Annotated in this window: 21 protein-coding genes and 1 pseudogene; 8 read left to right on the top strand and 14 right to left on the bottom strand. The window is 69.1% G+C overall.

Going from position 1 to position 23,266, the window contains the following annotated elements; genetic code table 11:
• Positions 1 to 29: 29 nt before the first annotated feature.
• Positions 30 to 1,949, top strand: coding sequence for a phosphomethylpyrimidine synthase ThiC (thiC, locus tag ACLII4_RS17550; protein ID WP_412068696.1), 1,920 nt, complete (start codon positions 30 to 32; stop codon positions 1,947 to 1,949).
• Positions 1,950 to 2,091: 142 nt separating this feature from the next.
• On the opposite strand, the gene ACLII4_RS17555 is transcribed toward thiC, so the two are convergent.
• A complete protein-coding gene (locus ACLII4_RS17555; RefSeq protein WP_412070578.1) occupies positions 2,092 to 5,532 on the bottom strand; it encodes a P-loop NTPase fold protein in 3,441 nt (1,146 codons plus the stop codon).
• A 106-nt stretch (positions 5,533 to 5,638) separates the two neighbouring features.
• Here ACLII4_RS17555 and ACLII4_RS17560 point away from each other — a divergent pair.
• Positions 5,639 to 5,866 (top strand): annotated as a pseudogene (locus ACLII4_RS17560) (phosphomethylpyrimidine synthase ThiC); the annotation flags it as partial.
• Between the two features lie 441 nt (positions 5,867 to 6,307).
• Positions 6,308 to 7,660, top strand: a complete 1,353-nt coding sequence (locus ACLII4_RS17565; RefSeq protein WP_412068697.1) for an amidohydrolase family protein — start codon at positions 6,308 to 6,310, stop codon at positions 7,658 to 7,660.
• A gap of 223 nt (positions 7,661 to 7,883) precedes the next feature.
• Here the strand turns inward: ACLII4_RS17565 and ACLII4_RS17570 are convergent, their stop codons facing one another.
• The 7 genes from ACLII4_RS17570 to ACLII4_RS17600 form a co-directional block, all read right to left on the bottom strand.
• Complete coding sequence (locus tag ACLII4_RS17570) at positions 7,884 to 8,657, bottom strand: hypothetical protein (RefSeq protein WP_412068698.1); 774 nt, start codon at positions 8,655 to 8,657, stop codon at positions 7,884 to 7,886.
• 48 nt (positions 8,658 to 8,705) lie between these two features.
• Positions 8,706 to 10,214, bottom strand: coding sequence for a sensor histidine kinase (locus ACLII4_RS17575; RefSeq protein WP_412068699.1), 1,509 nt, complete (start codon positions 10,212 to 10,214; stop codon positions 8,706 to 8,708).
• A gap of 237 nt (positions 10,215 to 10,451) precedes the next feature.
• Positions 10,452 to 10,685: a hypothetical protein gene (locus ACLII4_RS17580; protein WP_412068700.1), complete on the bottom strand. Its 234-nt coding sequence runs from the start codon at positions 10,683 to 10,685 to the stop codon at positions 10,452 to 10,454.
• A gap of 19 nt (positions 10,686 to 10,704) precedes the next feature.
• Positions 10,705 to 11,466 carry an energy transducer TonB gene (locus ACLII4_RS17585; protein ID WP_412068701.1) on the bottom strand — a complete coding sequence of 254 codons (762 nt, stop codon included), beginning with the start codon at positions 11,464 to 11,466 and terminating at the stop codon, positions 10,705 to 10,707.
• A gap of 74 nt (positions 11,467 to 11,540) precedes the next feature.
• Positions 11,541 to 11,996 (bottom strand): DUF2147 domain-containing protein, encoded by a 456-nt coding sequence (locus tag ACLII4_RS17590; RefSeq protein ID WP_412068702.1) that lies wholly within the window; start codon positions 11,994 to 11,996, stop codon positions 11,541 to 11,543.
• A gap of 557 nt (positions 11,997 to 12,553) precedes the next feature.
• Entirely contained in the window at positions 12,554 to 13,168 is a 615-nt protein-coding gene (locus tag ACLII4_RS17595; protein ID WP_412068703.1) for a 2OG-Fe(II) oxygenase, read from the bottom strand.
• Positions 13,169 to 13,254: 86 nt separating this feature from the next.
• Complete coding sequence (locus ACLII4_RS17600) at positions 13,255 to 14,664, bottom strand: DUF2254 domain-containing protein (protein WP_412068704.1); 1,410 nt, start codon at positions 14,662 to 14,664, stop codon at positions 13,255 to 13,257.
• A gap of 99 nt (positions 14,665 to 14,763) precedes the next feature.
• On the opposite strand from ACLII4_RS17600, the gene ACLII4_RS17605 reads away from it, so the two are divergent.
• Positions 14,764 to 15,243, top strand: a complete 480-nt coding sequence (locus ACLII4_RS17605; protein WP_412068705.1) for a nuclear transport factor 2 family protein — start codon at positions 14,764 to 14,766, stop codon at positions 15,241 to 15,243.
• On the opposite strand, the gene ACLII4_RS17610 is transcribed toward ACLII4_RS17605, so the two are convergent.
• The gene (locus ACLII4_RS17610; RefSeq protein WP_412068706.1) at positions 15,240 to 15,635 is read right to left on the bottom strand and encodes a hypothetical protein; all 396 of its coding nucleotides are present in this window, start codon (positions 15,633 to 15,635) and stop codon (positions 15,240 to 15,242) included. The two genes, ACLII4_RS17605 and ACLII4_RS17610, sit on opposite strands and share 4 nt — an antisense overlap.
• Before the next feature lie 90 nt (positions 15,636 to 15,725).
• Between ACLII4_RS17610 and ACLII4_RS17615 the strand changes: the two genes are divergently transcribed.
• Positions 15,726 to 16,790, top strand: a complete 1,065-nt coding sequence (locus ACLII4_RS17615; protein WP_412068707.1) for a serine hydrolase domain-containing protein — start codon at positions 15,726 to 15,728, stop codon at positions 16,788 to 16,790.
• Here ACLII4_RS17615 and ACLII4_RS17620 read toward each other — a convergent pair whose 3' ends face one another.
• From ACLII4_RS17620 to ACLII4_RS17640, 5 genes are all read right to left on the bottom strand, one after another.
• On the bottom strand, positions 16,791 to 17,291 hold the full coding sequence (locus tag ACLII4_RS17620) for a hypothetical protein (RefSeq protein ID WP_412068708.1): 501 nt from the start codon (positions 17,289 to 17,291) through the stop codon (positions 16,791 to 16,793).
• Positions 17,292 to 17,391: 100 nt separating this feature from the next.
• Positions 17,392 to 17,775: a helix-turn-helix domain-containing protein gene (locus ACLII4_RS17625; protein ID WP_412068709.1), complete on the bottom strand. Its 384-nt coding sequence runs from the start codon at positions 17,773 to 17,775 to the stop codon at positions 17,392 to 17,394.
• A 100-nt stretch (positions 17,776 to 17,875) separates the two neighbouring features.
• Positions 17,876 to 18,319, bottom strand: a complete 444-nt coding sequence (locus tag ACLII4_RS17630) for a hypothetical protein (protein WP_412068710.1) — start codon at positions 18,317 to 18,319, stop codon at positions 17,876 to 17,878.
• Positions 18,320 to 18,400: 81 nt separating this feature from the next.
• Positions 18,401 to 19,042: a DNA-3-methyladenine glycosylase family protein gene (locus tag ACLII4_RS17635; protein ID WP_412068711.1), complete on the bottom strand. Its 642-nt coding sequence runs from the start codon at positions 19,040 to 19,042 to the stop codon at positions 18,401 to 18,403.
• Positions 19,043 to 19,101: 59 nt separating this feature from the next.
• Positions 19,102 to 20,280 carry a 4-phosphoerythronate dehydrogenase gene (locus tag ACLII4_RS17640; RefSeq protein WP_412068712.1) on the bottom strand — a complete coding sequence of 393 codons (1,179 nt, stop codon included), beginning with the start codon at positions 20,278 to 20,280 and terminating at the stop codon, positions 19,102 to 19,104.
• Positions 20,281 to 20,543: 263 nt separating this feature from the next.
• Between ACLII4_RS17640 and ACLII4_RS17645 the strand changes: the two genes are divergently transcribed.
• The 3 genes from ACLII4_RS17645 (at position 20,544) to ACLII4_RS17655 (ending at position 23,192) form a co-directional block, all read left to right on the top strand.
• Positions 20,544 to 21,164, top strand: coding sequence for a cell wall hydrolase (locus ACLII4_RS17645; protein ID WP_412068713.1), 621 nt, complete (start codon positions 20,544 to 20,546; stop codon positions 21,162 to 21,164).
• Positions 21,165 to 21,304: 140 nt separating this feature from the next.
• A complete protein-coding gene (locus ACLII4_RS17650; RefSeq protein ID WP_412068714.1) occupies positions 21,305 to 22,294 on the top strand; it encodes an endonuclease/exonuclease/phosphatase family protein in 990 nt (329 codons plus the stop codon).
• Positions 22,295 to 22,493: 199 nt separating this feature from the next.
• A complete protein-coding gene (locus ACLII4_RS17655) occupies positions 22,494 to 23,192 on the top strand; it encodes an RNA polymerase sigma factor (RefSeq protein WP_412068715.1) in 699 nt (232 codons plus the stop codon).
• Positions 23,193 to 23,266: the final 74 nt, after the last annotated feature.

Here is a 23,266-nt window from a genome sequence, read left to right on the forward strand (position 1 = left end):
ACCCCTTCCCTATCTGGACCGCCATGGAGATGCCCACGACCGCCGCCGCCAAGCGCGCCGCCAACGACGCCACCCACGCCCGCATCGAGGAGCTCTCCGACGAGGTCCGCCGCCCGCTCCCGGGCAGCCGCAAGATCTACGTCACCGGCTCGCGGCCCGACCTCCGGGTCCCGATGCGCGTCGTCGACCAGAGCCCCACGACCGGGTCGTTCGGCGACGAACCGAATCCGCCCATCCCGATCTACGACTGCTCCGGCCCGTACACCGACCCGGATGCGACGATCGACTTGCGCGCGGGCCTGCCGTCCGTGCGCGGGGCGTGGATCGAGGAGCGCGGCGATACGGAGCAGCTGGCGGACCTGAGCAGTGAGTTTGGACGCGAGCGCGCCGTCGACGCCAAGACCGAGAACCTGCGGTTCGAGCACGTCCACCGCCCGCGCCGCGCCAAGGCGGGGCAGACCGTGACGCAGCTCCACTACGCGCGCAAGGGCATCGTGACGCCCGAGATGGAGTACGTCGCCATCCGCGAGGCCCAGAACCTGGAGGCCCTCCGTGAGACCGACCCCGGCCTGTTCGCGCAGCACGCGGGCAACAGCTTCGGCGCCAGCATCCCGTCGGTGATCACGCCGGAGTGGGTGCGGTCCGAGGTCGCGCGCGGCCGCGCCATCATCCCGGCCAACATCAACCACCCGGAGCTGGAGCCGATGGCGATTGGCCGCAACTTCCTGGTCAAGATCAACGCCAACATGGGCAACTCGGCCGTCACGTCGAGCATCGCCGAGGAGGTCGAAAAGCTGACGTGGGCGACGCGCTGGGGGGCCGACACGGTCATGGACCTGAGCACGGGCCAGCACATCCACGAGACGCGCGAGTGGATTCTTCGGAATAGCCCGGTCCCGATTGGGACGGTGCCGATTTATCAAGCGCTCGAAAAGGTCGGCGGGACGCCCGAGGACCTGACCTGGGAGCTGTTCGCCGACACGCTCGTCGAGCAGGCCGAGCAGGGCGTCGACTACTTCACGATCCACGCCGGCGTGCTCCTGCGCTTCGTGCCCCTCACCGCCAGCCGGCGGACGGGCATCGTCAGTCGCGGCGGCTCCATCATGGCCAAGTGGTGCCTGGCGCATCACAAGGAGAACTTCCTCTACACGCACTGGGAGGAGATCTGCGAGATCTGCGCGGCCTACGACGTGTCGTTCTCGATCGGCGACGGCCTGCGCCCGGGCTCGATCCAGGACGCGAACGACGACGCCCAGTTCGCCGAGCTCTACGTCCAGGGCGAGCTCACCAAGACGGCCTGGAAGCACGACGTGCAGGTCATGAACGAGGGCCCGGGCCACGTGCCGATGCACATGATCCAGGAGAACATGCAGAAGCAGATCGACTGGTGCGGCGAGGCCCCGTTCTACACGCTCGGTCCGCTCACGACCGACATCGCGCCGGGCTACGACCACATCACGTCGGGCATCGGCGCGGCGATGATCGGGTGGTTCGGGTGCGCCATGCTGTGCTACGTGACGCCCAAGGAGCACCTCGGGCTGCCCAACCGTGACGACGTGCGCGAGGGGGTCATCACGTACAAGATCGCGGCGCACGCAGCGGACCTCGCCAAGGGCCACCCGGGCGCCCAGGCGCGCGACAACGCGCTCTCGAAGGCCCGCTTCGAGTTCCGCTGGCAGGACCAGTTCAACCTCGGCTTGGACCCGGAGAAGGCGTGCGCCTTCCATGACGAGACGCTGCCCAAGGAGTCGGCCAAGGTGGCCCACTTCTGCTCGATGTGCGGGCCCAAGTTCTGCTCGATGAAGATCACCCAGGACGTCCGCGACTACGCGGCCGAGCACGGTGTGGATGTGGAGGCGGCGATCCCCGAGGGGATGCGCGAGAAATCGAAGCAGTTCGAGGCGCTCGGCGGGCAGATCTACCACGAATCGCTGCCGGACGAGGCCTGAGCGCGCCCACCTCGGTGGCTCCGTGGGGAGGCCGAGGAAAGCTCGGCAGGTGCCGCCACGAATGGAGAACCAGTATCACTGCCCCTCGGCCACAAGACAGAGCATGCAAGAGTACACGGACAGACCTCTCTGCTCCTGGGTGTCAATCAACCCGTCCTCCAGGTTTATCGTCTCCGAGGAAAGCACCGACGGCATCAGATACTCGCTTTCCGATAGATTTTTTAAATTTGACTCTCTTACGAACGTGGACGTAAAGACGATCGAGGATGCTTCGAACGTCCGAAGGCGTCTTGGCTCGCTGGCGTTTCTCGATCAGATCAAGGAGAGCGACCCTGCTGGACCGTTCTGATTGCCGAAGCACCTCAACGTTCTCCGAAAAGAGTCCATCCAACCATTGGAGTATGGATGAATTCCCTTCCCGAACAATATCTGCGAAAAGCCCCCGAACCACATCGTCCGACTTCTCCTCCCAATGCCCCCGGCTTTGAAGGCTATCCCCAAAGACGGGATTCAGCGCGGTCAGTGCAGGAAGCCCTTGGCGGATGATATCGTCTCTTAGGTTTCGAAAGAGGGTGTCCGCTGCATCCTGCGTCAGTGCTCCGAGTGCCTCCGCAGCACGCTCCGGTCTCGTAGCCGGCTCGGCGCCCTCGGAGGCCTGAGCGGTAGCGAACGTTCGAAACCCCTCCGCGATAGAGACACCAAATCGGGCGCCGCCGGACATGGCTATAGTAGTTGCAAGCCACACTACATCCGTTCCGCCTTGCAAGTGCTTCGCCCAGGCCTCAGACTCGATGGTGTCGAGTTTATCACGGACATACTCACGGTACTCAGCACGTAGGTCTTCGGACGCTACGTGCTCGATGGCGTGATGGAGGGTAGGCGAGATGCTCGTCACACCTATGTCGCCTTTGATCCGAGCTACGAATCCGCCGCGATCAATGTGCTTCCGAACGAGGCCTTCAAACTCCTCGCCGAGGGCCTGGTGAAGCCGGGGGGCTTTACTGAGCTCCTCGATTGTGATGACATCGAGCGCATGATCGCTCACCTCAACGCAGCGGATCACCCGGTCGATAAACGAACTAACTGATCCCATTGCGGGGGTCGCACCGAGCAGGGCCCACATTAGGTATGTCTCCACGAAGGGCGCCACAAGTTGCGCAAACTCGTCGGCGCGTTCCTCATCGGCGAGCAGTGAGATGAGCGAGGCCCGGCCCGCAACTGCATCCCCACTGGCGACGCTTTCAGGAAGGTCTGGGTCAGCCCAAAGGATGGAGAGAGCCAACGTTGCCGAGGAGGCGGAATCTGTAGGAGTCTGGGCAAAGTGGTGATAGAACGAGCCATCAGCAAGAAGCGACTTACGAGCGTCAGCCGCACCTGAACCCAACCGAAGAGCGATAAGACATTCGGTGAGGGCACTCGTTTCGCCGGGATCCAACTCGGGTGAGAAGGGGGGTTCGAGCCTCAGTTGTATGGCAGCGGTGAGAGCCTTGAAGTCCCACTTGATAGCCTTTGCCCCAGCTTTCCTCACCCGGCCTAGCCTTCGTACGGCTCGGACATGACGAGGTGTGAAGGCACCTTCCTCCACACTGGCGACGAGAGCTGTCACAATCTCTTCAGGGTCTACTGAGGGGGGAAGATCAGAAATCAAATCGTCGTCCACCGCACCGACTAGGGTGATATAGGTCTCAGGAGTTGCTGTCACGGTCAGGCTTGCGAGCCTGTCGCGCGCGGAGGAGTTCCGAAGAGCGCGAACGACAGGACCTATCGAGGCCAGCCACGTGTCGGTCGTGATACCGTAATCAGCCTCCCCGTCCGAGCCAATCGCAAGAGACAAACGGTCGACAACGCTCACGGCAACCTGCGACGCCAACTGACTCTGGCCATGGCGGTCGGCCCGTTGGATGAGGTGGGCAATCCCCTCGGCCACAGGACTCGATAGATCCTTGAGAGGCGGAAGGGGTGCCACTCTTCCTGTGAAGGCTCGCCAAGCTGCTCTGAGACTCGGTCCGTCGTCGATGTTGGCAAGCGCGAGGGCTCGGGCAGCGAGCGCCAACTCTGCGAGTGATCCGCTTCCAGAGATGGACTCAATGTTTTCGAGGAGCACCTCGTCAAGTCCAGCGACGTCTCTAAGTTCGTCGAGTTGGGTTCCGTCGCCAGCTACAAGCGCCGCTGCCACCTCGCTACCGATGAGAATCTGAAGAGCCTTTTCTGTCGGGACATTAAAGTGAACCGCAGCGAGTCGACGTCTCCAGTTTGTTCCCAGAATGGCTGCAGCAGATACGGAGACGAGGTCGTCGCCTCGGAGCCCCCCCGCTCGACGGCCAAGGCGTCTCTCTATCAAGAGATAGTAGACAAGCACACGTAGGGGTATGTCTCCGCGCCGCTGGCGATCAAGGGCTGCAAGGCGGTTGGCAAAGACAATGATCTGCCGGGGGGTGGGGGGGGGCTCGCCAGCATCCCGCTCGGTGAGGAAGAGTCGGTATGAGGCGTAGAGTTCGTCATCGTGATGCTCTGCCCAATATGGGAAAGCGTCTGTCATTCGGGCGAGAAAATAAGTCTTCCAGTCCGAAAGCACGGGGGGTGGCACGTTGAGCACTACTCCAAAGGTTTTAGACACGAGCTCGTCGATACTTCGAGAGTCAGTCCCTTCACGTTCTTCGCCCAGGGCGCGGTCCCAAGAGCGTTCAAGCGCTACCGTGTCAAACGGAGCGATTAGCCAGAACCTTGTTTCCCAAGGAGAAGGTGCTCCAGCGCCCCGGTCGAAGAAGGTTCGCATGGCGCCCCATGCCGCTACTGCTTCGTCTGGAGGGAGCCGATCAAGGTTATCGACCACGACCACGAGCGTCCGCCCGTCTGGCGCGAGGGCACGAGAGGCGATATCACGGAAGACCTTGCGGAACTCGACTGTCGTAGGGTCGGGTGTGCGGACTGTGGTCGATCGAGTCCGAGAGTGTTTATCGCGGACCAGAAGGGCAAACACGTGATCGGCTGCTCCCTCCCTCTTGCCGAACAGTGATGCGAAGGCCGAGAGAAAGACTACGACGAACGGCAAGAGAGATAGAACTAGACCGACCATACCCCATCGGTTCGCCACACCATGCCGAGAGAAGAGAGCGAAACCTAGCGGGAGCAGTAAGGCACTGAGGCCAAAGAGGACACCTCCAGCGGTAAGTCGTGGCCCAGAGGTCTCATCTGTGATATCGATCTTTCGGGACAGTTTTCCCAGTTCTTCCCTCCATTCCTTCTGAGTCGTCCACTTCTTGGTCGACAGAAAGGCGACGAGTTCCTCAATAAACGACCTACGAAGGGGGTCGCCGCTGTGCGCCCAAGCGTCGAACGTGAACACAGCCGAACCGGTGCCTTTGAGTGCCTCCTCCACGAGTCGTACCACGGTAGACTTTCCGCTTCCGTATGGTCCCGTCAAGGCTAGAGCGCGCCCCCCTGCTTCCGCCTGAACTAACTCAGCGACGGCACCTGCCACGCGAGCATGACCGCCGCCGAACTCGTCGGAAATAGCGGGAGCATCAACGAGAAGCCGTGGTGCCCTCCAGGGTGGAACGTCAGTGGTCGAGTCATCAGCCATCAGCGTGCCCTTGTTAGGGAGGCGAAGTGATATCTGCCAAACATAGACACACGGCCCTGACAGGATTGTGGCATACACCGTGTCGCTCTTGTCAGCTTGAGGAGGCTTCCAAGACGAGACGCTGCTCAAGGAGTCGGCGAAGGTGGCCCACTTCTGCTCGATGTGCGGGCCCAAGTTCTGCTCGATGAAGATCACCCAGGACGTCCGCGACTACGCGGCCGAGCACGGCGTGGACGTGGAGGCGGCGATCCCCGAGGGGATGCGCGAGAAATCGAAGCAGTTCGAGGCGCTCGGCGGGCAGATCTATCACGAGAGCTTGCCGGACGAGGCGTAGCCGGTCTCGGCAGGCAGATAACCCACGAGAGCCTGCCCGACGAGGCCTGACCGCCCCCGCCTCGGTGGCTCAGCGGGGGGGCCGAGGCGGGCAAGAGGACTCGGACCCCCACTGTTGGCAGGGCCGTGTTTCTTGCTTGACAGGCGTGCGCGCCGATCCTAGCCTCTGCATATAAACCAAGCGGTTTCAGCCACCTCTTCCCGCCCCCACCTCCGCGAGCGCGACGTGCGACGTCTACCAAGTGGGCTGCGCATTCGCCGAGGATGTCCGTACCAGAATGCCCGAGCCTCCGACCCATCCGGCCGTCCGGGCTCCCCTCCAGACGCTCGATGAGAAGGGCCACCTCGCCACGAGCCACCATGACCCGCACCTCCGGGCCGTGTGGCCGTCGGAGCGCTCGCGGAGTCCGACACCGCCACGGGGGCCTCGACCTCGCTCGGCGTGACGACTGCCGATGCGGCCCCTGAGGTCTGGCCCGAGCCCAGCGGCGCTGGCTCCTACCCCTCAACCACCCTAAGAATGACGCCCGCCAAGGCCCTCTCAATCGTGTGGGTGCTAGCACTTTCCGCGTGCAGCGTCCCGATGCAAGAGCACGTCCAAAGCTACGCCTACGTCAACGGGAACTGGTTCGACGGCGAGCGCTTCGTTCCTCGGGTCGCCTACGTATCCGACGGCGTGTTCGTCGCGGAGGCACCAGCCCAGATCACGTCGGTCGTCGATCTCAACGGGGGGTACGTCATCCCCCCATTCGCCGAGGCGCACAATCACAACCTCGATACGGACTACGGGCTCGAGGAACGGATCCGCCAGTACCTGAACGACGGCGTGTTCTACGCCAAGATGCAGTCGTCGATCAAGAGGAGGATCGAGCCGAATCGGCACTTGTTCAACCATCCCCGGACGATCGACGTCGCGTTCGCGCACGCGCCGCTGACGGCGACTGGTGGGCACCCGATCGCGCTGAGGGAGCGCTTTTTCGAGATGGGCCGGTTCGACGGCCTCTTCGGCTCCAAGGCCGCCATCGAGGGCGAGGGGTACGTGATCATCGACTCGCTCCAGGACTTGGACGAGAAGTGGGCGGGGGTCCTGGCGCTGGAGCCCGACTTCATCAAGGTCAACCTGATCCACAGCGAGGAGTTTGCGCTCAGAAGGGAGGACCCGACGTATTTCGGCGACAAGGGCCTGAACCCCGCGCTGCTCTCCGCCATCGTCGAGCGAGCCCACGAGACCGGCCTCCGGGTCTCCGCTCACGTCGACACCCCGGCCGACTTCCACGCCGCGGTCGTCGCCGGCGTCGACGAGATCAATCATCTGCCGAGCCGAGACGCCGAGACCATGGAGCGCATCCGCGAGGAGGACGCCCGATCGGCCGCTGAGCAGGGCATCGTTGTGGTGACGACGGTCTCCCTGGTCACCCGACGGGTCGATCCGGCCGACGAGCGGCTCGACGCCGTGTGGGCGACCGTCTCCGACAACCTTGACCTGCTCAACCGCCACGGCGTCCCACTGGCGGTCGGCTCCGACATGTTCAACGACACCTCGCTGGACGAGGCGGTGCACCTCCGCCGCCTGGACGTGCTCTCGAACCTCGACCTGCTGCAGATGTGGACGGAGACGTCGGCGCAGACGATCTTCCCGAAGCGGAACATCGGTCGCCTGGAGGTGGGGTTCGAGGCCAGCTTCCTCGTCCTCCGAGGAGATCCGATCGAGGACTTCGACGCCGTCACCGACATCGCGATGCGCGTCAAGCAGGGGATCGACTTAGCCGACGTGCTGGACGTTAACGCCGAGTAGCCCCCCGCCTGGGCACGCCGTTGAGACGACGTCCCGCTCGATGCGATTCCCCACGCGGCCGAGCACAGGTCGACGTGGAGGCGGCGATCCCGGAGGGGGTGCGCGAGAAGTCGCGGCAGTTCGAGGCGCTCGGCGGCCAGATCTACCACGAGTCGCTACCGGACGAGGCCTATGCCCCTCCGCCTCGGCAGCTCCGCGGGGGGACCGTGACAGACGGGCCATGCTATGCTCGGTGCGCGGCGAAAAACGCCACGGCCGCCGCCGCCGCCGTCAGAAGGTGCCACACCCCGTGGCCCCACGGCACGATCGGGAACCGTCGCGCCTTGTCGGCCGCCCAACATGCGTACGCCACGGCGAACAGACCGATCGATGCCAGCACCCAGGGCCACACGGCCAGGTTGTGGAGCAGCGTCGCCGCGTAGGCGACGACGAGCAGCACCCCGATCTTGATCTCCATGTCCTTCCGATACCGCGGGGCCAGCAGGCTCACCGCTAGGCCGGCCCCCACCAGCATCAGCAGGGCGACGAGCCACGCGCCGATCGGCCCGTCGGGCGCCAGGCCGCCAACGCCCCACGACAGGACCCACTCGGCGACCGCATAGAGGGCCGTCGCCGAGAACACCGCATAGATGCCCGTCACGTCGAGCATCTGCCCCCAGTGCGTCGAGACGGCGTGGAACAGCATCGACCCGACGCAGAGGTAGCCCATCGCCAGGGCGAAGACCCAGGCGGCGGGGGTCCCGAGCCAGGCCGCGACAAAGACCCCGGCGGCGAGGTAGGCGGCATTCGTGTAGGTGTTGATCGGCTGCTGGGGCACGTAGAGCAACCCCTGGCCGCACCCGTTGATCTCCGCCTCGTGCCAGTGCTCATAGCAGCGCGCGTAGTCGTCGACCACGTGGCGGGGCTTCAGGACGGCGAAAAAGGCCCGGCCCACCAAGGCCAGGAACGCGACGCTCCCGAGGGCCAGGAGCAACGGACCAAGGATCGTTGGAGGCATCGGCGTGGAGGTGTGGTCTCGGGGTGCGGTCGGCTACGCCCGGTCCGCTCAGGCGGCGGGCCGGGGGATCTGAAGGAGGAACGAGGCGCCCTCCCCCTCGTGGCTCCGCACGGCCAGCGACCCGCCGTGGCGGTTGGTCACCGTGTCGTAGGCGAGGGAAAGTCCCAAGCCGGCCCCCTCGCCGGCCGGGCGCGTGGTCACGAACGGCTCGAACAGGCGCTCCCGGACCGTCCCCGGGATGCCCGCGCCATTGTCTGAGACCTCGATCTCGACGCCCTCCTCGACGGCCCGCGTCGCCACGGCGATCCGGGGCCGAGCGTGGCCCGCTTCGAGGGCCGCCCGGAAGGCGTTGTCGAGCAGGTTGAGCAGCGCGACCGACATCTCGTGCACGTCGACCTCGACGGCGCCCGCGTCGGCGTCGTAGACCCGCTCCACCCGGACGGCAGCGGGCCCCTCGACGGCCTCCGCCCCCAAGCGGGCGTGGACGTGCCGGACGGCCGCGCAGAGCGTCTCCTCGACGAACCGGTTCACGTCGACTGACACCACCCGCGCCGTCGTGGCCCGGCTGTGCTCCAGCATCCGCCGGACGACCCGCGCTGCCCGTCGCCCATGGCCCTCGACGGCCTCAGCGTTGAGAGCGAGCTCGTCCAGGAGTTCGTCGGCGAGGGCCCTCCGCTCGAGGGCGTCGGGCTCGGCGAGGGCGCCCCGGAGGTCGTCCACCAGCCCCCGGTTCAGCCCGGCAAAGTTGACGACGAAGTTGAGCGGGTTCTGGATCTCGTGGGCCACCCCGGCCGTGACCTTCCCCAGCGCCGCGAAGCGCTCGTGGGAGAGGAGCGCGGCCTGGGTCTGGCGGAGGTCGCGAAACGACACCTCCAACGCCTCCGACCGAACCGCCAGCTCGTCCTTCAGCCGACGCACCTGCTCGAGCGCCTCGTGCTGCCCGTACCGCGCCGCGTAGAGGTACGAGGAGAGCGTCACCACGATCACGATGGCGAATAGGAAGTACGCGAGGCGATGGACGATCAGGTCCGGCGCGATCGCGTCCGGGTACACCGAGAGCATCCACAGATACACCCCTAGCAGAGCCCCGGCGATGCCGAGTGCCTGCCGAGGCGTGTATGGGACCGTCCCTATGGCGACGAGTTGGACGAGAACCAGCCACGCGGTCGTGAACGAGAAGTCGTTCTGGGCGACGTCGTCGAGGACGATGGCGAGGCCCGAGGCGACGATGATGGCCGCGAGCAGCAATCGCCCCCAGGTCCGTACACCCTGCCACCGAGAGGCGACGATAAGGACCAGGCAGAACCCGAGGATGACTGTCTTGTCGGCCATCGATACGGCGGTCTCCGATGTAATCCCGAAGCCGTAGACCCACACGGGGCTCCGGCCGGCGAGGAGGTGGACGCCCACGAACATGGCCGCCCCTACCACCCCGAGCGTCGCCGTCACGAGCATGCCTCGGCGCGTCTGCTGTTCGAGGACAGCGGCGAACGTGGGGTCGGCCTCGGCTCGAGGGACCCCCAGCACCAGACGCGTCAATTCCCGAGGTGTTGTCATCGGACGCCGGCGAACGCGGCTCGAATCTAGGCGAGCCCTCTAGACTTCGATCCACACACATAAGATTTACGGGCCGGTCCCCCATAATGCGCTGCCGGACGAGGCGTGACTCTCCCGCTGTCGGCCGCCGCCAGCAAGGGTCTAGGCCTGTCACGTTCATCCGGGTCTGGGCTACGCGAGGCCTGACCCACTTACGTGACAGACCCTAGAGCCTCAGCGAGCGCCCGACGGCAGCCTCTAGGCGGCGGCGGTCGAGAAGAGGCCCAGGGCGACCAAGTCGGCGTGGAGCGCCGCGAGCGCGTCGGGGCCGATGGGGAGCGACGTGGGCGTGCTGCGCTCGTCGCCGCGCCGCTCCTCGATGGTGCCGCCGCCGCTGGCGTCGAGCGTCAGGATCACCGCCTCCTGGTAGTCGAGAGGGAGGCTCCCGTTGTCGGAGGAGAGGCGGAGGGCGAAGTCGGAAGGGACGGGCACGCCCGACGGTACGGCGGCGCTAGCGAAGCGCGAAGGTCAACGGGACGGCGAAGCGGACCTGGACGGGCACGCCGCCCTGGGTGCCGGGCGTGAACGTCGACGCGAGCACGGCCTCCAGCGCGGACGCGGTAAAGTCGGGGTGGGGCGACGACACCACCTCGGCGCACTCGACGACGCCGGTCTCGCCGACGACGAACTGGACCAAGACGGCGCCCTCGATGCCCGCGCGGCGCATCGTGGCCGGGTAGACGAGCCGCCGCTGCAGGCCGGGCAGACCGCCGATCAGCTCCGGGGAGACCTCGGCCTCGAGATCGGCAGAGGGCGTCTCGGCTGGCGTCTTCTCCCGGTCGTCGGTCTGCGTATCGACCCAATCCTCGATGGAGAAGCACGACGGGGAGCCCGGGCGGGGAAGCGCGAACGCCGCGCCACGCTGGCCGCGCTGGCCCGAGTAGATGGTAAGGCCGAGGTCGCGGAACGACGGCGCCATCACGTACCGGCTGCGGACGGTCACCCGGGTCAGCGCTTGGGCGTAGGGCTGCGCCTCCACGCTCGCGGTGTTGGTCTGTCCCGGCCGCCGGTCGCGAACGACGAGCAGGCCGTCCGTCCGGTCGAGGGCGAGGAAATCGGAGCCGGCCGCCCAGGCAGCGACGGAGTCGAGCGCGGCGGCGGGTGTGCCGGCGACGAGGTAGGCCACCTCGGTGGTGCGCGGCGGCGAGGCGGGCACGGCAAGGCACCCGGCGCCCACGCCGGCGAGCACAACGAGAACGAGGAGGCGACGCATCGGAGCGGAGGAGGGGCGGCCCAAGATCGCGCCTCGCGCGCACCCACCTCGCCCCGCCTGAGCGCTCAACCCGACTACCGGGCGCGGCGCCAGATCTGGGTGCGGCCGAGCGCCCGGATGCCGATGAAGCCGCGCACGCGGAGCCGATCCGGGCCGTCGAGACGGAGCACGCCCCGGTAGGCGCGCCCGTTCATCGGGTCGCTGATGCGGCCGCCTGCAAACTCATCGCCGCCCCACACCATGCCCTCGATGAGCGGGACGGTCCGTAGGTCGACGCCCTGGAAGCGGCCCTGGCAGTCGTCGCAGCGGAACTGGGGCGACGGGTACTCGGTGGTCGGGAGCAGCCGGACGACGCGGCCCGACAGGACGCCGTCCGACGCGGTGATCCGGATGACTGACTGGGCCTCGCGGCCGTCGTCGCTGTAGGTCGTCCAGTCGCCGAGGTAGGCTTGCGCGTCGGCCGGGAGCGACTGGGCGGCGAGGGCGGGCGGGGCGAGGGCGAGGACGAGGGCGAGTCCGAGGCGGAGCATGGCGAGACGAGATGGGCGGGCAGAAACGGGGCCGGTTCGACCGTCGGTACCGGGAAGGGGTCATCGACGGATTCTTCGTCAGGTTGAGCCGCGCGCTGGGACCGGAACCCCACGGGCCGCTTTGGGAACGCGGCCGAGTCGGGCGGCGGTCTCCTCGACGGCCCGAGTGCCGGTCGATAGCGGCGGGGTAGGATCGGGGCGCCCTCCCCCACGCCGATGCGCCTCTCCCCGCCCTCTTCGCGGTTGCCCTGCTGACGCTCCCGCCGGCGGGCTGCGCGAGCTCCCGTGCCTCGGCGGCCTCCACGTCCGTCGAGACGCTCGCACCCGGGCTGACGCTCTACCTCACGGCGGCCCCGTTCGACGCGGCCCGCTACGACGTCCTCACCGGCGACGGGTCGGACCCCTTCACCGGGACCGCGGACTGCGACAAGTGGCACGGCTCCGACGGGGGCGTGCCCGAGATCGCCCTCATCGAGGGGCGGACCGCGACGACGCGCGACCGGCTGCTCTCCGAGCCCGACGTGACCGGGCGCTAGCGTCGGCGCTGCGAGCCGTGCCTAGGGGCGGGCCGAGAACCAGCCGGCGACGCTCATCCGCTCGCGCCGGGCGGGTCGGACCTCGTGCTCTATCTGTTCGCTGAGAAACGCGACCAGCGTGCCGCCCGTCGGGGCCACATCCAAAAACGGCTCGGCGTTCGTGCCGTCGAGAAAGAGGCGGAGGTGGCCGCCGTCGGCGTCGGCCCAGTCGGCGTTGAGGTAGAGGACCGTCGAGAGCACGCGGCCCGGCTCCGTCCCGTGGAAGGCGTCGCGGTGGCGCGCGTAGCCGGCGCCCGCCGGGTAGACGGCGACGTGCGCCTCGAACCCGTCGAGGCCGAGGTAGAGCGTCCGGTTGAGGTGCACCCGCAAGGCCTCCAGCGCCAGCAGGTAGCTGCCCTCCGACGGCGCGTCGCGGTCGTCGCCGAGCCACCGCACGTCGTCGCCCCGAACGCCCGGCTGGAGGGCGTGGCCCGCGCCCCGGCCCGTCCCCGCGTGATGGAACTCGGCGCGCCGCTCGGCCGACTCGTTGCGAAACGCCGTCGTGGCGGCCTGGTCGAGAAAGTCGGGCTGGACGGACCAGCCGTAGGCGTCGAGGTCAGTGGCGATCCGGTCGCCGACGTCAGAGGCGAGGCTCACAAGGTGCGGCCAAAGGGAGAGGGCGGCCACCCGTCAGAGGCCGCGAGCGCCCGGTTCGTTCCACGCGGGCCAACGTTCACGCCCTCTCAGGCCGTCCCGCCGATGTCGTCGGTGCGCGCGGCGACGGCCTCGTAGTCGTCGCGGCCGGACAGGATGGCGGAGACCTCGCGGTGGCGCTCGCGCACCGCGAGGCGGTCGGCCTCAATGCCGAGCGCGTCGGTGGCGCCTTGCAAGAGGGCGTCGGCCTGGGCGCGGAGCGCGACGCGTTGGGACGGGTCGGTGGCTCGGCCTGCGACCTCGGCGAGCGTGGCGAGCGCGTGGAGCACGGCGTTGGGGTCGCCGGCGAGGTAGGGCCGGAGCTGTCCATAGACGCCGTCCACGAACTCGGCGTAGGTCGTCGGCTCGGCGACCACGCGCAAGGCGCCCGTCTCGTCGTGGCGCGTCGGCTCGGGGAAGTCGCGGTCGGCGAGCGCCTTGAGGGCCGCCGCCAGCCAGTCGAGGCACGAGATGGCCGTGAACGGGTCGTTGACGCCGGGCGACAGCGCGCGGGCGGCGATCTCGACGAGCTCGTCGATCAAAAAGCGCACGTCCTGGCGGGCCGAGCGCTGGGCGCCCCACGCGAACGCGACCCGGATCGCGTCGGCGGCGTCATCGCTCACCCGGTCCGGCGGCCACGCCAGCACGAGCGCGTCGCCGTCGGCCACGAAGTCGCCCGGGCGGTGGCGGATGCGCAAGACCACGTCGTGCTCGGTCGCCAGCGCCAGCAGGGCCTCCGCGTCCACGCCGCGCACGTAGCCGGCGCTGTCGGCCGCGACCCGCCGCGCTTGGGCAAAGAACTCCGGGGGGACGGCCGTGAGGGCGTCGTCGTCGGCTTGCGCGTGTCGCGTGGTGTCGCCCTCGCCGATGCGTTCGGGGAAGAGCGTGTCGAGTTGCTGACGCAAGTCGCGCCCGATCCCAGCCACCAGGTTCGAGACGTGGATGCTCTCGGGGACGTGGTGGATGAAGTAGATGAACACGCCGATGGAGGCGAGCGCCAGCGCCAGCGCCACCAGAATGGCGATGTGGGGCACGAACTCGGCCCCGCCGCCCTCGTCCGCCGACCGGATCGTGCGGAGCACCAAGAGACCGTAGAGGAACGTCGCGATAAAGGTGCCGAGCGTGATCTGGTTGCCCCGGTCGTCCATGAAATTGCTCAACAGCCGCGGCCCGTACTGGCCCGTCGCGTAGACCACGCTGGCGATCGTGATCGAGAACGTGACGCCGGCCACGCCGATCATCGACCCGGCGATCGTCGACAGGAAGGCGCGGGCGCCGTCGGGCTTGTTGCCGGTCAGGAACGAGACGCCATCGATCCATTCCGGCCCGACCCGCTCGTCGACGGCCACCACGGCCAGCGCCAGCACGCCCGAGGCGACGGTCATCAGCGACGGGATAAACCAGTAGCTGGAGCGGATGTCTTCCCAGAGGTCGAGGAGGCGGGCGGTCGAGTCGAACACGGCGGCGCAAGCAGGGGCCGGGCGAACGCCGCGTCGGACAGACGCGGATCCGCCACGCATGGTGCGCCGCGTACGTTGCCGTCCGCCGCCGCCGCCCCGATGCACACAAACGCCGCCCTCGTCACGCAGTTTTCGGACGCCCTCGCCCGCCGCGACGGCGACGCCATGGCGGCGTGCTACCATCCCGAGGTCCACTTCCAGGACCCCGTCTTCGACCTCCGAGGCCCCCGCGCCGGGGCGATGTGGCGGATGCTCTGTGCGCGCGGAAACGACCTCGCCGTCGTCGCGTCGGGCATCACGGCCGACGACGACGCGGGGGCGGCGCATTGGGAGGCCGACTACACGTTCTCCACGACCGGCCGCCCGGTCCACAACGTCATCGACGCGGCGTTCACGTTCCGCGACGGGCTCATTGCGACGCACCGCGACACGTTCAGTCTGTGGGCGTGGACTCGGCAGGCGCTCGGGGCGCCGGGCCTGCTCCTCGGGTGGTCGCCGCTCCTCCAACGCAGGGTGCGCGCGACGGCCGCCCAGAGCCTCGACGCGTACATCGAGCGCCACCCGGAGGCGCTCGGCTAGCTCGCGAGGGCGGCTACGGCGGCGGTCTGGCTGACGACGCGCTCGGCGGCCAGCCCCGCAATCCGGCGGCGGACCTCGGCGCCGTTCGCCAGCGCGAACGCGCGCTCGTCGGCGGTGAGCACGCCCAACACGAGCCCGAGCACGACGCGCCCGAGGCGGGCGTCCTGCTTCATCCGCTGCGCCAGCCGCGCCCGCTGGTCGGCGGGGTCGAACCCGGCGAACCCGGGCACCTGCCGACGGATCGTGTCGGCGACGACCGCCAGCAGGGCATCGTTCTGGAGTTTGAGGACGGGCCGCAGGGTGCGGTGCAGGAATGCCTCGGCCGGCGTGTCCGCGGGCTCGGTCGGGATCGTCGGGCGCAGGGCGAGGAGGGCGGCGTCGCGGTCTGTCATGGGGCGCGGACGCCCCGTCGACGCGCGGGGCTCCCGGTCGGGCCTTGCGGAAATAGCGACACGCCCTACTCTGTCCGGATCCACACGCCCATGCGCCCGCTCTCCGCCCTCGCCCTCGCCCTCGTTCTTGCTGCCTGCGACGCGAGCGCGCCGCCGAGCGGTCCCGTCGACCTCGCGGCGCCGTGGGCCGAGGCCACGCCCGACGACGTCGGCCTCGACGCGGTCGAGCACGCCGTCGCGCGGCTGGCGGCGGTCCCGCGCGCGCGGAGTCTGCTAGCGGTGCGCGGCGGGCGGCTCGCCGTCGAGCGCTACCTCCACGGGGCCGACCGCGAGACGCTCCACGACGTGCGCTCGGTGACGAAGACGGTCGTCGGGATGCTGACCGGGCTCGCCATTGCCGACGGGCACCTCAGCCTCAACACGCCGATCGGGACGCTTCTCGACGGGGCCGCCGATGTCTCACCCGCGCACGCCGCCATCCCGGTCGGCGCGTTGACGACGATGACCAGCGGGCTGGCGTGGAACGAGCTCGGCGGACCCAGCTACGCCGACTGGATCACATCCGGAGACCACCTGCAGTACGTGCTCGACCGGCCCGTCGAGCACGCCCCCGGGACCGACTTTACCTACAACTCGGGCGCGGTCCATGTGCTCGGCGTCGTGCTGGAAGAGGCCGTCGGCGAGCCGCTCCCAGCCTATGCGGACCGCGTGCTGTTCGGGCCGCTCGGCATCGGCGCGCGCGAGTGGGAGGCGTTGTCGGGCGGGCGCGTCAACGGCGGCTCAGGGCTGGACCTGCGGGCTCGCGACCTCGCCCGGCTCGGGCAGCTCATCTTGCAAGACGGACGCTCGGGTGGGCACGCCGTGCTGCCCGCCGGCTGGGTCGCCGAGTGGACCGCCCCGGCCCAGCCGTGGCGCGCGTCGTCCGACGCCATCGGCCCGTACACGTACGGACGTCTGGTCTGGAGCGTCGACGGCCCGCCCGGCGCGGCGCTGGCGTGGGGCTACGGCGGCCAGTTCATCTACGTCGCCCCGTCGCTGGACCTCGTCTTGGTCGCGACGACGGACTGGCGCGGCGTGAGCATGGACGGCGGCGCAAGCCCGCTCGAAGCGGCCGTGCTCGACGTGCTCGCGGACCTAGCAGCGGCGGCGCAGTAGCTACGCGACGCGCAAGCCAGGGTCGCCCTCTCGCGTCAGGAATCGGTTCCAGCCGCCGACCAGCACGCCCGACACCACGGCCCCGATGGCGGCCATCCCGGCCAGGCTCAGCGTGAGCAGCCACGTGCCCCGCCGGTGCGTCGCCAGCACGATCTGGTCCGTCGCCGGGGACACCACGATGGGCAGGTCCATCGTCTCGCCCTCCGCGAGCGTGAGGTAGTCGACCTCGATCTCCTTGAGCAGGATCATCGGCAACTCGACCTCGCGTTCGACGGGCGCAGCCGCACCGGGCGGCGTGTAGCGCAAGCCCACCTGCCCGCTCGTGATCTCGCTCCGCTCGCGCAACGTCAGGGCCGTCACCTCGGCCTGCACGACGGTGCCCGAGGCGTCGACGGCGCGCTGCTCCAGCCCCGCCTTGGTGGTGGCCACCGAGATGACCACGAGCAGCAGCGGGAGCGCCCACAAGGCACGGGCGGCGACAGGGTGCGAGAGAAACGTCATCGGGGCGGGCGGGCGCGGGCTCTCTCAACGAGGGCCGTCCGCGCCGGGTGCCCCTTCGCGCCGGTTTCGCGGGGCGACAAGACCTGCTCGCGCCGGACGGCTACTCCGTCTCCTCCAGCGTCATGAGGTAGTCCTCGACGCTGCCGACGCTCACGCGCGTCTCGCCCTTGATCTTACGAGCCTTAATGCTGCCCTGGCGGATCAGCTTCTGGACCTGGTTCCGGTCGATCAGCTTCAGCAAGCGGCGCGCCTCGGTGCGGCTGACGGTGTCCTCGCGGTACTCCCCCGCGAACCCTTCCAAAAACTCGATGGTCGCCTGATCGACGGCGATCAGGCGCGTCTCTACGTTCTTGTCGGAGACCCCCCAGTCGAGGGCGGCGTTGATCAAGCCGCGATCGGTCCAGCGGACGAGCGTCTGGCGGGAAATGCGGAGGGCCTCGGAGAGCTCGTCGAGGCGGAGGGTCTGGCGGAGGTCGGTGGTCATGGAGCGGTGAGCCGGAATCGTTTGGACAGTGACGCTTGTTGAGACAGACGTCTTACCGCACACGCCGCTAAAAGGTCCCGCTCCCGGCTGGGGAAGCTCCTTATCTGAGCGCCCGATCCGTTAGTTCTGACAGGACATCGGACGTGATGACCCGCCACGTTGGCGCGGCGAGGGCGCCGGTGGAGGTCCGCCCGAAGGTGGCCCGAACCAGGAGCGTCTTGCCCCGGTCGCTGGCGTCCTCAGAAAAGGAGGCCGGTGTAAAGCGGAACACGAAGCCGGCGGAGGTTGGGTCGAACCCCAACTCGCGCCCCACGAAGTCGGCCAGGAAGCCCGCCTCGTCGGTGATGACGCCGCCATTCGCGGCCCGCTCGTCGATGACGACGGTGCGCGGGCGGCGCTCGTCGGTGGAGTGGAAGACGCGGACGCGAGCGGCACGTTGGGCGGCGTATGTCCGCCAAGTGAGCGTGCTGTCGTGGACCGGATTGGTCTGCGCACTCGGGGAGACGGCCGTCACGAGGAGCCCCACAATCAGGAATCGAAGCATCGGTCTGATGGCAAGTTGCGGGGGAACGACGTCTGACATAGACCCGCGAGACCGCCGGACACAACCTCGATTCCTAAATATTCATCCGGGCTCGTCCCCGCGAGCGATGTGCACAGCCCGCCAGCAGTACCACGCGGCGACGCTCCGCCAGGGGGCGTAGGGCTCGCCGAGCACGGCCATGGCCTTCGCCGTCGGCCGGTCGTCGAGCCCCTGCACGATGCGGACGCCCTCCTGCACGCCGAGGTCGGCGACCGGCCAGACGTCGGGGCGGCCGAGGTTGAAGATGAGGACCATCTGCGCCGTCCACGGGCCGACACCGCGCACGGCCGTGAGCGACGCGATGACGGCGGCGTCGGGCATCGCCAGCAGGGCGTCGCGGGGGGGCAGCGTCTCAGCGCGCTGGCGAGCGACCAGGTCGCGGACGGCGGCCACCTTGGCGCGCGACAGCCCGCACGCCCGGAGCGCATCGTCTGGGGCGTCGGCGACGGCGGCGACGTCCAGCGTCTCGCCGTCGCCGAACGCCGCCAGCACCCGGCCGTGGATGGTGGCGGCGGCCTTTGTCGAGAGCTGCTGGTAGACGATGGACCGGAGCAGGGCCGGCAGCGTCTCGTCCGGGCGGATCGTGAGCGTGGGCGGGCCGACGCGAGCGATGGTCTCGGCGAGTTGCGGGTCGGCGGCGGCGAGAGCCTGGCTGGCGGCGACGCCGTCGTAGGGAGGCGACATAGCGAGGGGGCGTGGGACGAGCGCAGGATCGCCCTCTCGGCTGACCCGTGTCGTGTCGCTCAGCGTCGGGGCCTCTGCCCGCGCATCTCCGAGACGCCGAGTCCATCGCGGACGGCGGTCGCCAGCGCATCGGGCACGGCGCCCCGCACGGTTGCCGTCGCGAGCTCGCGGCGCTCGGGGTAGTCCTTTCGAAGGGCGGCGAACGCGGTGGCGCGAGCATCGCTCGCCGTGCCCGCCAGCGTGGCCCGGAATCGGGCGTCGTCGGCGCGGACGTCGTAGACGCGGCGGGCGAGCGCGTCGAGCCAGGCCGTCGGGGCGACGTCGGCGGGCGGGGCGTCGACGGGCGGGCCGGGACCGAGGGCGTCGGTGACGGTCCAAGGTGCGGCGTCGCTGGCGAGCCAGCGGTGGAGCGCGTCGGCGAGCATGGCCGTGCCGCGCGCCTTGGCGTCGGCGGCGTAGCCGGCGATGTGGGGCGTGGCGAGGGCGGCGGCCTCGACGAGCGCCGGTGTCGGCTCCGGCTCGCTCGGCCATGTGTCGAGCACGACCGGACGGGACCGCGCCAGAGCCAGCGCCGCGTCCGGCGTGACGACGCGGCCCCGCGCGGCGTTGACCAGCCACGCGCCCGGGCGCATCCGAGCGGCGGCGGCGGCGTCGATCAGGCCGAGTGTGGGCCACGGGCTCTCGATGGCCGTCGTGAGCGGCGTGTGGAGCGTCACCACGTCGGCCCGGTCCAGCACCTCGCCCAGGGCGTGCCACTCGCCCGACTGACCGTCGGCTTGGCGGGGCGGGTCGCACGCCAGCACCGCCATCCCCAAGGCCCGAGCCCGAGGCGCCAACCGGCCGCCCACGGCCCCGACGCCGACGACGCCCAGCGTCTTGCCTGCCAGGGCCTCCCCACGATCCGCGGCGAGTGCCAGCAGGGCCGCCAGCACGTAGTCGACGACCGACGCGGCGTTGGAGCCGGGCGCCGAGGCGAACGCGACGCCACGCGTCGCCAGCGCCGCGCGGTCGACGTGCTCGGTGCCTGCGGTCGCGGTGCCCACGAACCGGACGCGCGTCCCGGCGAGCAAGGCGGCATCGACGGGCGTCACGCTCCGTACGAGCAGCACATCGGCGCCCCCCAGCGTGTCGCGGGTGATCGCCCGGCCCGGGACCCGACGGACAGCGCCGAGTCGCCCGAAGGCCGCCTCCGCGAAGGGGATGTTGGCGTCAGCGACGATGTCCAGCGGAGGGTGCAATAGGTGTCGAGTGGCGTCCAACGAGGTAGTCACTACGGCTCACTAAGGTGGACGGTCCCCGATACGGCCCCCTTTCTGGAAGCGGCTCAGCCTCGATCTCGTGTGAAAACGCAGGATGGGCACAGGCCTTGAAAGCACATCAATCGCCGCTTTCCTCGTCCTTCACCGTTCTGCCTCACGACCTCCGTTACCCCTTCACCGTCTTGGCCAAGCTTCTGCGTTGGACACGGCGGATACCTCAAGGCTCACACCCCCGGACTCGTATGCGGAACGTCAGCAAGACCCTCGGAACCGGCCTCGCCATCACCCTGGCCGGCATGCTGCCCATCGTGGGCCTCTTCTTTACGATCCACGCCGCGACGGACCTGTCGGGCGATGAGGTCCCGGTCTCGCTGGTCTCCGACGCCGCCCCGGCATTCGCGCTCGACGCCGTCACGGAGGACGTGCTCTGGCTCGCGCGGTGCATCTACTCCGAGACGAAGCGGGCCGAGGAGCAGGAGTTGGTGGCCTGGGTCGTCCGCAACCGCGTCGAGACCGGCTACCGGGGCGAGACCGAGTACGAGGACGTCGTGCTGGACCCGTACCAGTTCAGCGCCTTCAACCCCGGCAACCCCAAGCGCCGCCTCTACACGTCGCTGACGCCGTCGGCCGACTCCCCGGCGTTCGTCCAGGCGCTCCAGATCGCGCACGACGTGTACCACGCCCCCGCGACCGCGCGGCCGTTCCCCAACAAGACGCGCCACTTCTACAGCGAGCGCTCGATGGTGGGCGGCGCCGTCCCGAACTGGTCGGCCGGCCACGCCCCGGTGCGCCCGACGCGCTTCCGCATCGACCCGCGCCGCTTCCGGTTCTACTCGGGCGTCGCGGCCGCGCTGAAGCTCTAAGCGCAGCGGCTTGAATTCTGGGGGATGCGGCGAGTCCGCGTCCCCCTTTTTTGTGCCCGGTCCGCGGGCGGCGCGAGCGGGCGCCCGCCGGGAGCATGGCCCGAGCGCTTTCGTAGTCTCCGGCCTCCTCCCCGACGCCCATGCTTCGCTTCGTCCTCTTCGTCGTCGCGCTAGGCGCGTGCTCTGGCCCCGCGCCCTCCACCGACGCCGGCGAGCCCGCCTGGGCCGTCGAGCCCGCGCCCGTGTGGGCCGTCGACGGGCTCCGGTTCGCGACGTTCAACGGCGAGTTCCTGTTCGACGGGGTCGGCGACGAGGGCGAGGCGACGTTCGACTGGAAGGGCGACCCGGCCAAGGCGCGCGCCCACCGCGACGACGTCGGCGCGGTCATCCGCCAGCTCGACGCGGACGTGGTGATGGTCCCGGAAACGGAGAACCTCGCCGCGCTCCAGATGCTCGTCGACGAGTCGCTGGCGGACCTGGGCTACACGGCTGTCTTGGTCGACGGCCGCGACTCGTTCACGGGGCAGGACGTGGGGCTGCTCACGCGCTTCCCCGTCGAGGCGGCCGGGCGCGACGACGACCGCGTGCCGGTCGGCGTCAGCGACCAGCTCTACGGCGTCTCGAAGAACCTGTGGGTCCGGCTCGCGCTGCCCGACGGGACGCCCATCACCGTCGTCGGCGTGCACTTCCTCGCGCAGCCGGACAACGTGGAGCGCCGGGAGCGTCGAGAAGCGCAGGCCGAGGTCATCCGCCGGCGCGTCGAGGAAGAGCTGGCGCTCGGCCGGCAGGTCTTTGCCCTCGGCGACTTCAACGACTTCGACGACGCCGTGCTCGATCGCAGGGGCTCGCAGCCGATCACCGACGTGCTGGCGACCGTCAAGCGCGCCGGGCCGGAGCCGGACGACGACTTGGTCAACGTGCTCGGCGACGTGCCGCAGGCGGAGCGGTACACGGCGCACTACGACCGAAACCGGAGCGGGACCATCGACACCGGCGAGCTGTCGGCCATCGACCACGTCCTGCTGTCGCCCGCGCTGTACCGCCGGGTCGTGGACGTGCGCTACGTCCACGCGCACGACCCGCGCGAGGTGAGCGACCACTTCCCCGTCGTGGTGACGCTGGCGGAGTAGACGAGGTCAGCAGGGGGAACGGAAGCCGCGAGCCGCTGACGTCAGCATCGAGCCAGACTCCGCGCATCCCGCTGTCACTCTCTACGCCCACGCCACGCCAGCAGCGATTCGGTTTTGACGCCCCCGCCCGGATCCTCCCGCGCTCGGCCCCGGTTGACACCGACCCGCCCCCTTGGGCTCCCTTCTCCCCCCCGTCCCCATGCCCGACGACCGCCCCGACGCTGCCCAGTGGCAACGCGCCCTCGATGGCGACCGCGACGCCTTCGAAGAGGCGCTCGCCGCCCACACCGACACGCTCCGCACCGCCGCTGAGCGCCAGCTCGCCGTCGAGCGCGACGTCGTCTCCGACGAGCCGGTCGACCGCTCGGCCGTCGTCGACCTGACGCCGAACGAGCTGGTCGGCGAGACGCTGCTGCGCGCCTGGGACCTGCGCTCGCGGTTCGACGGCAACCGCCTCGGGTTCCGGGCGTGGCTGCTCGGCCTCCAGACACGGTCGCTGGCGCGGTTCGCCCAGCGTGAGGACCGCTACGCCCGGCGCAAGGCCATCTCGCTCGACGAGGAGCTGCCCAACAACGAGGACCAGGACGCCGTCGGCGAGCAGTTCTACGAGTTCCGCCAGCCGTTCGACGTCGACACCTACGAGGAGGTCATCGTCGGCGAGGAGCCGGCGGACCCCGTGCTCGGCTCCGAAGCTCGGCAGGCCGTCGTCCTCCACGACGAGTTCGAGGTGTCGCTCCCGGATGTCGCCCAGATCCTCGACGTGTCGCTCAAGGATGCAGCGGCCGAGATGAACCTGGCCCGCGAGGGCCTGCGGGCGCGGATCGGCTCGGTCGACGACGCCCACGACGACGACCCGGCGGTCGACTCGTACACCGGCGACCCGCTGCCCGACGCCTAGCCCGCTTTCGGCTTTCGGCACTCGGTGCTCTCTACCTGGTACGAGGTATGCCGATCGCCTTGTCTGCACTCCGT

Source organism: Rubrivirga aquatilis (assembly GCF_046845665.1).
In the GTDB taxonomy this organism is placed as follows: Bacteria; Bacteroidota; Rhodothermia; order Rhodothermales; family Rubricoccaceae; genus Rubrivirga.